Source organism: Cognatundibacterium luofuense (genome assembly GCF_018139685.1).
In the GTDB taxonomy this organism is placed as follows: domain Bacteria; phylum Pseudomonadota; class Gammaproteobacteria; order Burkholderiales; family Burkholderiaceae_D; genus Undibacterium; species Undibacterium luofuense.
Window position 1 is genome coordinate 145,015 of sequence record NZ_JAGSPN010000012.1, and the last position, 11,361, is coordinate 156,375.

Here is an 11,361-nt window from a genome sequence, read left to right on the forward strand (position 1 = left end):
GGGGAGCCGGACGACCCGGGCTGCGCCTGAAAACGCGCCGGAATGGGTCAGATATAAAGTGAGCGCCCAGCAAAAAAGCCATTCTCCGGGGGGGCGAATGGCTTTTTTGCCTTACACACGCCACCGTTGCGGACAACGATGGTGTTTCAGAGGATTAACGACGGCCCAGCAGCGATTTTACAGTGCGGTCCATCGGAACAGCGTAGTCATAGGTGCTCAGCACGATGTTGTCACCCGGACGAATCAGCTTCAGGTTCACGAACACCATTTTTTCGCTTTCCGCGTAAGTGCCGACGATGACTGCCTGCGCATTGTGAGTCTGCGCCACGTCTTTGATTTCACGGGTCAGCAGCAATTCGCCGACGTTTTGCTTGATGAAGACGCGGTCACGGAATTTCATTTCCACCATCGCATAACCGGAACGGGTGAACTGACCCGATACCTGTTCTGCCACGATACGGCCGAACGGAGAAGATTCTTCCAGTGCATTGATATTTGCCAGTGTCGCGACGATGACAGGACGGCTTTTATCCAGTGCGGCGCCCGCTGCGGTAATCAGTGCGTTTGCTGCCTTTTGATTGGTCGGGATGAATTCGTTGCTTTCAGCTTCTTTCCACGACATTGCAGTCGAAGAGCTGACGGTGTTGCTGCCACCCAGATTCAGGCTGGTGGCGCAGGCACTCAGTAACAGGCCGCAGCCAATTGCCAATGCTAATCTTTTCATGATGGACTCCCGGTAACTTTAAAGTTGTGATCGGTTCCTGCACTGTACAGGGAACTGTCGCCGTCACTGACTTTGAAGGTATCGGTGCGGCGGGTGACATACTGAGAATTCTTGATCAGCGATGTGGTGATGATCAGTTCAGACACCGGTGCGGTTTCCGGCGCGGAGCGGAAGAAACTGCGCGAAGTCTGTTTATCTTCACCAAATTTGACCAGATCAGCACTGATTTCAACAACTTGGGTGGTGCGGTCATTCATGCTGCGCACCAGCACACCCTGACTGACCAGTGCGGTCACGATTTGGGTATGCAATGCCTTACTGAAATGGCTGGGTTTGGTCACTGGCGCAACATAGACCGGTGCGCCGATAGTATCAGTCGCCGCTTTGATCTGCGTTGCGATGGTGTTCGCAATCTGTATCCAGCTGGTGGTACCCGGTGCGGCAACCGCGGCAGGTACAACGGCAGGCGGAACAGACTCTGCCGAATTGCCGGACAAGGAAATTTTGCTGCCTAAGCCTGAACAACCGGCCATCAGTGCTGCAGCGATAGCCACTGGAACGATGCTCTTCATGCGATAACCTTAATTTCAGATGACATGGTGTTGAATCTGCGCTGCCGGACCCCGGCCCGGCTCAGAGAATCAGCGTCAGAGAATACAACAAGTCTTAATGTAAGCGTAAGATTTTGCGCCGGACGGTGGCGCAGTCAGACTATTTTCACAGCAGATCAGCGGAAATCGCACCGGATTGATCAAAGCTTGTCGCTTTTTTGCTGCAACCGGCGCGTATTTTGCGGTTTTCAGGCTGTTTTTCAGCTGAATAACAGCTCAGAACGGAATTGAAAACCCTTCAGGAAGTCACCGGTCGGCAAGCGTTTGCCTCCCGGCTTTTGTAACTCCAGCAAGTCCAGTGCACCCTCGCCGCAAGCAACGCGCACACCGTTGGCATCCGCAGATAACAGGGTGCCTGCCGGTTTGCCATGTGCTAACGCGACGGCGCGCGCCGCAGAAACTTTCAGCATCTGACCATCGTATTGCACTTGCGTACCCGGAAACGGTGAAAAAGCCCGCACCTTTCGTGCAAGCACATCTGCCGACTGGCTGAAGTCCAGTTTCGATTCTTCTTTGGTGATTTTGGCTGCGTAGCAAGTGCCTTGTTCCGGTTGCGGTGTCGCCGGCAGGGAACTCTGCTGCAAAGCCTTTAAGGTGCGCACGATCATATCGGCACCCTGCGCCGCCAGTTTGTCATGCAGACTGCCGGTGGTATCGGTATCGCTGATGGACTGTGCTTCCATCATCAGCATGTCGCCGGTATCCAGACCCTCATCCATTTGCATAATGGTGATGCCGGTTTCCGCATCGCCTGCTTCAATCGCACGGTGTATCGGTGCGGCACCGCGCCAGCGTGGCAACAGTGAGCCGTGAATATTCAGGCAACCCAGACGCGGAATGCTCAGAACGGATAAAGGCAGAATCAGGCCGTAGGCGGCGACTACCATCACATCATGTTCAGTTGCCTGTAATAAAGCGTGCGCCTCGGCTGCCACTTCAGGATATTTCCCGTTCAGGCGCAGCGACACTGGCTGTGCTACCGGGATACCGTGTTCTACCGCCACCTGTTTAACGGCGGACGCCTGCAGTTGCATGCCGCGTCCGGCCGGACGATCCGGCTGTGTCAGTACCAGCGGAACTTCAAAGCCGGCTTTCAGAATCGCACTCAGCGCGGTTGCGGCAAATTCCGGCGTACCGGCAAAAATCACCTTCATTAACGGCCCGCCTTGCGTTGCTGTTCGCGCTCTTCTTTTTGCAGCTTGGTTTTGATACGGTTACGCTTCAGTGGTGACAGATATTCCACAAACACTTTACCGTTCAGATGATCAATTTCATGCTGTATACATACAGCCAGTAAATCTTTGCAATGCATTTCAAACGGCTGACCGTTCGCATCCAGTGCGCGGACTTTGACTTCCGACGGACGCTCAACGCCGTCGTAAATACCCGGCACGGATAAACAGCCTTCGTCATAAACGCGCTTATCTTCACTGGACCAGATGATTTCCGGATTAATAAAGGCGATCAGTTGATTACCTTCTTCGGACACGTCGATGACGACCAGACGCTCATGGACATCCACCTGCGTGGCAGCCAGTCCGACGCCGGGAGCGTCATACATGGTTTCCGCCATATCGGCGATCAGCGTTTTCAGGCGCTCATCAAAAACGGTGACAGGTTTCGCGATTTTGTACAGACGCGCATCGGGATAGCGCAATATATTCAGTTTTGACATAAGACATTTCACAACAAGCCCGAATGACGTTCGCGCTGTTTTTCTTGCTAGTTCAGGGAATTGTGGGCAGAATTTGCTTCAATTTGGCAAGTTTTGCAAGCTGAAAAACGCCTGCTGCCCTGCTGTTTGCTGCTATTTGCAACGGATCTGATTCATGAAAAAGTTTAGCACAATCGCCGCACTGATCGCTGTCGGCCTCTCTTCTGTCAGCCTGACGGCTGCAGCCGCTCCCGCTGATGCCACCATCGCGCAGGCTCAGGCCATCGCTGAAAAGTCGCAGTGTGCTTTCCGTGCAGATGCGCCGGATAAGCACGTGGTGGTGCGCGGAGATACCCTTTGGGGAATTTCGGCAGTGTTTCTGCAAAACCCGTGGTGCTGGCCGAAAGTCTGGGGCATGAATCGCGAAGACATTCGTAATCCGCACTGGATTTATCCGGGTCAGATCGTTTATTTCGATCGCGCGAACGGCCGTTTGCGTCTGGCGAATGTAGCCGGCAACGGTACCGCGAGTGGCGGTGTGCCAACGGTCAAACTGTCTCCGCGTTCTCGTGTGGAAGGTCTGGGTGCAGAAGCGATCCGGTCGATTCCGGCATCTGCCATCGAACCATTCCTCGCACAACCGATGGTAGTAGACGTCAACACACTGGAGCGTACACCGCGCATTGTGTCTGCGACAGAAAACCGCGTTAATCTCGGACAGAATGAAAAAGCCTATGTGCGTGGTGAGCTCGAAGGCAGCACCTCATTCCAGGTTTTCCGTCCCGGTGTACCGCTGAAAGATCCGGAAACCGGCAACGTCATTGGCTATGAAGCCCGCTTTGTCGGTACGGTGAAGCTGGAGCGTGAAGGTGATGAAAACAACGATGTTCATACCTTTTCTGTCGTCAACACCAAGGAAGAAATGTCAGTTGGAGATCGCTTACTGCCGGTTCCGCCTACGCCGATTATGAGTTATGTTCCGCATCCTCCTTATGATGATGTGAAAGCCCGCGTGGTCAGTATTTACGGCGGTGTTTCCGTCGCAGGTCAGAATCAGATCATTTCGATTAACCGTGGCCGTGAGCACGGACTGGATCTGGGTACTGTTTTGTCATTGCAGCGTTACGGTGAGACTGTGAAGGATCGCACTGACAATAATCGTATGATTAAGCTGCCGGACGAAAAGTATGGCTATGTCTTTATTTTCCGCGTATTCGATACGATTTCCTACGGGTTGGTAATGGAAGTAACGGATATTGTGAAAGTCGGCGATAACGTCATTTCTCCGATACAGCAATAAAATTCTGGCCAGGCATGCACGAGTTTGCCAGCTGGTTGCGCCTGACAGAGACAGCGGGGGTAGGCAACGGAACTGCCCGCCGCCTGTTACAGGCTTTCGGATTGCCGGAAGCTATTTTTTCTGCTTCGCTGCAATCTTTGCAGCAGGTTGTCAGTCCGCGGATTGCACAGGCGCTGCTGCAACCGGTTTCACCGGCTTTGCAAGATCTGATCAATAAAACGGCTGTCTGGTTGCAACGACCTGAATGCCACATCCTGACGCTGGCTGACAGCCGCTATCCTCCCGCATTACTGAATATTCCCGATCCTCCCGTAGTGCTGTATGCACTTGGCGACTTGCGGTTCCTGAACCAGACCATGATCGGTGTGGTGGGTAGCCGCCATGCAACCAGCCAGGGAACACGTCACGCGCATGATTTTTCGGCTGCACTGAGTTGCGCCGGAGTGACTGTCAGCTCCGGACTGGCTGCCGGGATTGATGCTGCTGCGCATGAAGGTGCGCTGACCGGCGGTGGCAGCACAGTGGCCGTGGTTGGTACCGGACTGGATAAAGTGTATCCGGCGCGACACAAAGAACTGGCACATCGCATTGCTGAAATGGGATGCATCATCAGTGAGTACCCACTTGGAACATCACCGGTTGCAGCTAATTTTCCGCGTCGTAACCGCTTAATTTCCGGTCTGGCGACAGGTGTTCTGGTGGTCGAGGCCGCAGCACAATCCGGTTCGCTGATTACTGCCAGAATGGCCGCAGAACAGGGGCGCGATGTGTTTGCGATTCCGGGATCGATTCATGCGCCCTTATCCAAAGGTTGTCATCAGTTGATACGTCAGGGTGCCAAGCTGGTGGAATCCGCCGCAGATATCCTTGAAGAATTGCCTCAGATTGTTAAAGTCAATAGCATCGTTTCCTCAAAAGTGTCAGATCGTCAGCCGGATATTGTTGAAGAGGCATGGAGTGGTCTGCTTGGATATGATCCTGTTCCGCTGGACGTGCTGGCGCAGCAAGCGGGTCTGGAGGTCGCCGCCTTACAGGCGCAGTTACTGATGATGGAACTGGCCGGACAGGTCGAAATGTTGCCGGGTGGTTATGTTCGCAGGCTGAACTGAGCAAGTACCGGGGTAAAAATGCTTGTATCCGCTGTAGCCTGACGGTACAGTAGGGGCATGTTTGATATTCTTGTTTATCTTTACCAGACGTATTACCGTCCTGATGCATGTCCCGAGCCTCCTGTTCTGATGAAGAAACTGGCGGCAGTTGGCTTTGATCAGGAAGATATTTCTGATGCACTGGCGTGGCTGAGCGGCTTGTCTGAGCCGGTGACTGTTGTGCAACCACCATCCGCATTGCATCCTTCTCAGCGCGTTTATGCTGAACCCGAAGCACATGCACTTGGTGAGCAGGCGATTGGCTTCATTCAGTTTCTGGAGCTGGCTGGCTTACTGGGTTTTGCGGAGCGCGAACTTGTGATTGAGCGGGCGCTGGCAGTGAACGAATCACCACTACCGCTCGATAAGCTCAAAATCATCGTACTGATGGTGCTGTGGAGCCAGGGCCTTGAGCCCGATATGCTGATGCTGGACGAATTATTGTTGTCTGAGGACGACAATCAGCCCCGTATCCTGCATTAAGACTTGTCAGAATAAAGAATCCCTGACTGAATCAATATCACGTTGCGGTTTTTACCCTGCACCGTATATCATTCCGCGCTAATTTGATTAGTCTTATAATTAGTTTGCTAGAATTGTTGACAATTAAACATTTCTGGACCTTCAAAGCCCGAGAATTCTGAAATGACCAAAACGCTCATTATTGCTGAAAAACCATCTGTCGCTGCCGACATCGCCAAAGCACTGGGTGGCTTCACCAAGCATGATGACTATTTTGAGTCAGATGAATACGTGCTTTCATCCGCTGTTGGTCATCTGGTAGAAATTGCCGTACCGGAAGAGTACGACGTCAAGCGCGGCAAATGGAGCTTTACCCATTTGCCAATGATTCCGCCACATTTTGCGCTGAATCCGATTGCAAAGACGGAGTCGCGCCTGAAGGTATTGTCCAAACTGATCAGACGTAAAGATGTCAGTGCGCTGATAAACGCATGTGACGCGGGCCGTGAAGGTGAGTTAATCTTCCGACTGATTGCGCAATATTCAAAAGCGAAACAACCTGTACAGCGTCTCTGGTTACAGTCGATGACACCGGCAGCGATACGCGATGGCTTCCATAAGCTGCGTTCGGATGCTGACATGTTGCCACTGGCGGATGCTGCGCGTTGCCGTTCCGAAGCCGACTGGCTGATCGGCATTAACGGTACGCGCGCGATGACCGCGTTTAACTCGAAAGATGGTGGTTTCTATCTGACGACTGTTGGTCGTGTGCAAACGCCGACACTGTCGATTGTGGTTGAGCGCGAAGAAAAGATTAAAAAATTCGTAGCCCGTGATTTTTGGGAAGTCCGGGCGGAATTTGTCTGCGCCGGTGGCATCTATGAAGGCCGCTGGTACGATCCTAAATTCCGTAAAGATGAAACCGACCCTGAAAAGAAAGCGGAGCGCTTGTGGAGCAAGGCTGCCGCTGAGTCAGTCGTTGCTGCTTGTCGTAGCCGTCAGGGTACGGTCACAGAAGAATCCAAGCCATCGACACAAATGTCGCCGGCACTTTTCGATCTGACGAGTTTGCAGCGTGAGGCTAATGCAAAATTTGGCTTCTCCGCAAAAAATACGCTGGGTCTTGCTCAGGCATTGTATGAAAAACATAAAGCGCTGACCTATCCGCGTACAGATTCGCGTCATTTGCCGGAAGATTATCTGGCAACGACAATGCAGACACTGGACAGTATTTCTGCAATTCCGGCATTTCAGCCGCATGCACGTCAGATTCTGAATCAGCAATGGGTTCGTCCGAACAAGCGTGTTTTTGATAACAGCAAAATCAGCGATCACTTTGCGATTATTCCAACTGGTCAGGTACCGAAAAATTTGTCTGAGCCAGAGCAAAAGTTATACGATCTGGTGACCCGCCGTTTTATGGCGGTTTTCTTTCCGGCTGCGGAATTTCTGGTGACAACGCGGATTACCGAGGTCTCCGGCCATCAGTTCCGTACTGAAGGCAAGGTATTGGTGAATCCGGGCTGGCTTGCGATCTACGGTCGTGATGCCCTCGAAGAAAAAGATGGTGAAGGTCGGGGTACGCTGGCACCTGTTGCAAAAAATGAAAAAGTGCTGGCAGATCAGGTAGCTGTGCATGAACTGATCACTAAACCACCTGCCCGCTATTCTGAAGCGACTTTATTGTCTGCTATGGAAGGCGCTGGCAAGCTGGTTGATGATGAAGAGTTGCGTGAAGCCATGGCTGGTAAAGGCCTGGGAACACCAGCTACGCGCGCAGCGATTATCGAAGGATTGCTGACTGAGAAATATCTGCTGCGTGAAGGCCGCGAACTGATTCCGACAGCAAAAGCGTTTCAATTAATGACTTTGTTGCGCGGACTTGGCGTTGATGAGCTGACATCCCCTGAGCTGACTGGCGAATGGGAGCATAAGCTTTCGTTAATGGAAAAAGGCGGTATCAGTCGGGAAGCCTTCATGCGTGAAATCGCACAAATGACGCAAATCATCGTTAAACGTGCGAAAGAATACGATAACGATACAATTCCGGGTGATTATGCGACGCTTGAAACGCCATGCCCGCATTGTGGTGGCAAAGTAAAAGAAAATTACCGTCGTTTTGCATGCACGCAATGCGAATTTTCGTTGCCGAAAACGCCGGGTAGCCGGCAGTTCGAGGTTTCCGAAGTAGAAGAGTTATTGCAAAAGCGTGAAATCGGGCCGTTACAGGGCTTCCGTTCAAAAATGGGGCGCCCGTTTGCTGCAATGCTGAAGATTGTGCCTGATACTGAGCATAACAACCTGAAACTTGAGTTTGACTTCGGACAGGCGCAGGAAAGCGACGAAGACGGCGAGGAGCCGGATTTCAGTCAACAGTCTGCACTCGGCCCTTGCCCGAAATGCAGCAGTAACGTTTACGAATTGCCGTTGGCATATATTTGTGAAAAAACGGCAGCAAAACCGAAAGCTTGCGATTTCCGTAGTGGCCGGATTATTTTGCAGCAGGAAATTAGCCCGGAACAGATGCGAAAATTACTGGTCGAAGGGAAAACGGATTTATTGCCAGGTTTTATTTCCCAGCGTACCCGTCGTCCTTTCAAAGCATTTTTGGTACGTGGCAAAGACGGGAAAATCGCGTTTGAATTCGAAGAACGAAAAGCCAAAGCTCCTGCGGCAGGAAAAACCGCCAAGAAAGATGCCGCAGTGCAGGCTGATGCACCCAAGAAAACCGCAGGCAGAAAAAAAGCCAGTGCTTGATATTTACGGTTAGCACCCGCTGAGGGTGCCCTTGTGTGCGCGTCAGCTTGTTCCTGCAATTTACCGGAACCCAGTTATGACACCGCGTGAGGTATTACTGCTAGCCCGTCAGGCATTCGAACGGGCCGTCGAAGAACATTTGCCAGCCTTGTTTCCGTCAGCGACGGAATGGCTTTTTGCGAAGGCTAACCAGTCAGATAACAAGGCCGAGCAAATTGCTGCGCATCAGGCACGCTATTATCTTCAGGAGCGTAAAGAGCTCCTCGCTCCCAAAATCATGTTTTTCCTGAGGGGTTTGCTTGACCGCAGCCTTGATACTGCCTATCAGCAATTTCAGACACGATCGGCTTTGCAGTCAACTGGACTGTCTTTGCTCGGAGAGTCCGAGTTTGAAGGTACGCTGAGTTTTATGAATATGATTCAGCGTTTGCGTGACAGTGGTGGTCAGGAGCTCAACGAGCTGAATCTCCGGATTACAGGCTTGTTCGGGCAAAGTGAAATTAAAGAACGAGAAAACCCGTTCCGTCCTTATATTCTTGCTAATAGTATTTCCGAGGCCGTCGAAACTATGCGGTTCGAGTTAACGGTTTCCAAAGTGCTGAAGTTCGCGCTGGCGGAATCGATGGCTCAGCAGATAGCCGTTATTTACCGACTGACCAACCAGACTCTGCAGGCTCAGGGTGTGGAGGCAAATCTCAGTTTACGCATTGCTAAACAGACAGACGTTTCCAACAGTCGTGGCGCTTCAGCCTCTGCGTTCCAGCATTACAGAAGTCAAGGCGAGTCGGTATCCGCCGTATCGCGCGAATTACATTTGCATGACTGGTTAGCTGCTATCCGGGCGAATCAGGTCTCGGATAGCAGCAAAGATGGAAAATCCCCAGATCCCTTGATTTGGCTTTCAGCGCAGGCAACCCTTGGTGAGGCTGTGCGAAAGGCGTTCGGCAAGTCAGATATAAAATTTTCTGATGGCAATACTTACTCTGTTCTGAGAGCGGATAGCAATTCCGGAGGAAGTGCACAGGTACTGCCGGAACGCCTGATGCCATATCTGCGTGAATTGCAGTCGCAGGGTGCGTTTACTTCAATGACACCTGCTCTGGTCAGTCGTTCCGTATTAGTCAAAATTCTGGGTAAGCTGCATAAAAAAAACTCAGTCGAAGGAAATTCACGTATACGCAAGCTCAGCGAGTATCGCGATGATTTGATGGCACTGTGTGAGCGTTCAGAGCAAAAAATGACACTGGATGTCGTCATTGCACTGAGCGAAGCCTGGCAGCTTGATACAAGAATGCCAGAGTTGTTACGTGAGAAATTGAATGCTTGTGATTTTCTGATTGCACAGCTGGCGCTAATGGATAGCAGCTGGTTTCTCGCGATCCGTCATCCGGCACGTTTACTGTTTAACCGTATCTCCGCTGTGATGACAGGTGTTCGTGGTTTGACCGGACCTGAAACTTATTTTCAGGAGGAGGTCGGCAAAATATTCAAGACACTTGCGCGCCATGACTGCGAAGTTCCGGGTTTATTTGAACGTATCTTTTCTCGTCTTGAAGCTTCTCTTGAGAAAGACCTGCGCAATCTGGATCGTCTGAGCCGGCGTTCCGTCAGAGTTCTTTCTGAGGCACAGTTGAGGTTTGCAGATAGCCAGCGTTTGCGTCAGGAAATTTCTGATGTGTTGAGTGTCATCCCCGGTTTTTCGCAGCAATTTCGCAGCTTTCTTGAGAATGAGTGGGTTCGTGCGATCGTCATCGCTTCGCGCAAAGATACAGAGCTGCTGCGTAGTTTCTGTGAATTTGTTCCGTGGATCGTATGGGCAATTCAGCCAAAATCTGATGATGCACAGCGCGCAACTTCAAGATCATATTTTCCTGATCTGATGCATATTCTGCGTCAGGGATTCGGCTTGCTCGAGTTGAGCACTTTCCGCCAGAACGCGTTATACAGTTGGCTGAATGACATCCACGAGCGTAACGGCCAGCAGTTAGCTGTTGAGGCGCTGACATTTGATGAATGGCAGTTACGTTTCACTGCGGTCAGAGAGTTTCAGGCCCACCTTCGAAATGAAACGGATCTCACGCTGCAATTCTCCGATATACAGCCCTTCATTCAGGCTGTTGCTGACGAAATTGAATTGCAGGTCAGGTATCTTGCAGAGGATAGCCATCCATCCCAGCAATTGACCCAATCGCCATTTACAAAGGTAAAGAAGGTTGCGGAGAGCGATATATGGCTTGATCGTTTGCAGCCGGGTTGCAGTTTTGAATTATTCCAGACAGGTGAATGGCGTCGTATGTGCGTGGTCTGGCGAGATCATCTGTCTTGCGCCTGGCTTTTGATGACTGCATCGCATTCTCATCCTGTCCTCGCAGACTTTGCATTGATCCAGTCTGCTTTTCATCGCGGCGCAGCCAGACTGAGTGAGTCAGATGAAATGATGGAGCGATCAATTCAGAAGATTATCAGCGCGGCAGATACCGCTGAGTCCTCGCAGCCTAATGTCAGGTAGGGTGTTGACAATGCGCATCTGAAAGGTCATAATCTCGCTTCTCTGCTGCTGACGAACACAACGCTTCGAAGCGATAGCAGAAAAGAATGCAGTTCTTTAACAACCAACAGCCAATAAATGTGGGCACTTAATGAACGCGAACCGGTTTTACCGGGAAGCTTAAAACATATGAAGTGCTCGCAAAAGAAACAAGATA

General features: G+C 51.4%; 9 protein-coding genes. 5 read left to right on the forward strand and 4 right to left on the reverse strand.

All coding sequences use genetic code 11. The features are described 5' to 3' along the window. Nucleotides 1-154: 154 nt before the first annotated feature. The 4 genes from KDM89_RS15475 to def form a co-directional block, all read right to left on the reverse strand. On the reverse strand, nt 155-724 hold the full coding sequence (locus KDM89_RS15475) for a FlgO family outer membrane protein (protein WP_212688814.1): 570 nt from the start codon (nt 722-724) through the stop codon (nt 155-157). Beyond that, entirely contained in the window at nt 721-1,296 is a 576-nt protein-coding gene (locus KDM89_RS15480; protein WP_212688815.1) for a hypothetical protein, read from the reverse strand. Before KDM89_RS15480 ends, KDM89_RS15475 begins: the two co-directional genes overlap by 4 nt. Nucleotides 1,297-1,535: 239 nt before the next feature. After that, entirely contained in the window at nt 1,536-2,489 is a 954-nt protein-coding gene (gene fmt, locus KDM89_RS15485) for a methionyl-tRNA formyltransferase (protein WP_212688816.1), read from the reverse strand. Then, entirely contained in the window at nt 2,489-3,010 is a 522-nt protein-coding gene (gene def, locus KDM89_RS15490) for a peptide deformylase (protein ID WP_212688817.1), read from the reverse strand. Before def ends, fmt begins: the two co-directional genes overlap by 1 nt. A 154-nt stretch (nt 3,011-3,164) precedes the next feature. Here def and KDM89_RS15495 point away from each other — a divergent pair, with 154 nt between their 5' ends. From KDM89_RS15495 to KDM89_RS15515, 5 genes are all read left to right on the forward strand, one after another. Further along, the gene (locus tag KDM89_RS15495; RefSeq protein WP_212688818.1) at nt 3,165-4,289 is read left to right on the forward strand and encodes a LysM peptidoglycan-binding domain-containing protein; all 1,125 of its coding nucleotides are present in this window, start codon (nt 3,165-3,167) and stop codon (nt 4,287-4,289) included. A gap of 14 nt (nt 4,290-4,303) precedes the next feature. Continuing rightward, the gene (gene dprA, locus KDM89_RS15500; protein WP_212688819.1) at nt 4,304-5,398 is read left to right on the forward strand and encodes a DNA-processing protein DprA; all 1,095 of its coding nucleotides are present in this window, start codon (nt 4,304-4,306) and stop codon (nt 5,396-5,398) included. A 57-nt stretch (nt 5,399-5,455) separates the two neighbouring features. Beyond that, complete coding sequence (locus KDM89_RS15505; RefSeq protein WP_212688820.1) at nt 5,456-5,920, forward strand: Smg family protein; 465 nt, start codon at nt 5,456-5,458, stop codon at nt 5,918-5,920. A 162-nt stretch (nt 5,921-6,082) separates the two neighbouring features. Further along, nucleotides 6,083-8,656 (forward strand): DNA topoisomerase III, encoded by a 2,574-nt coding sequence (locus tag KDM89_RS15510; protein WP_212688821.1) that lies wholly within the window; start codon nt 6,083-6,085, stop codon nt 8,654-8,656. 76 nt (nt 8,657-8,732) lie between these two features. Then, on the forward strand, nt 8,733-11,165 hold the full coding sequence (locus KDM89_RS15515) for a DUF1631 family protein (protein ID WP_212688822.1): 2,433 nt from the start codon (nt 8,733-8,735) through the stop codon (nt 11,163-11,165). Nucleotides 11,166-11,361 lie beyond the last annotated feature (196 nt).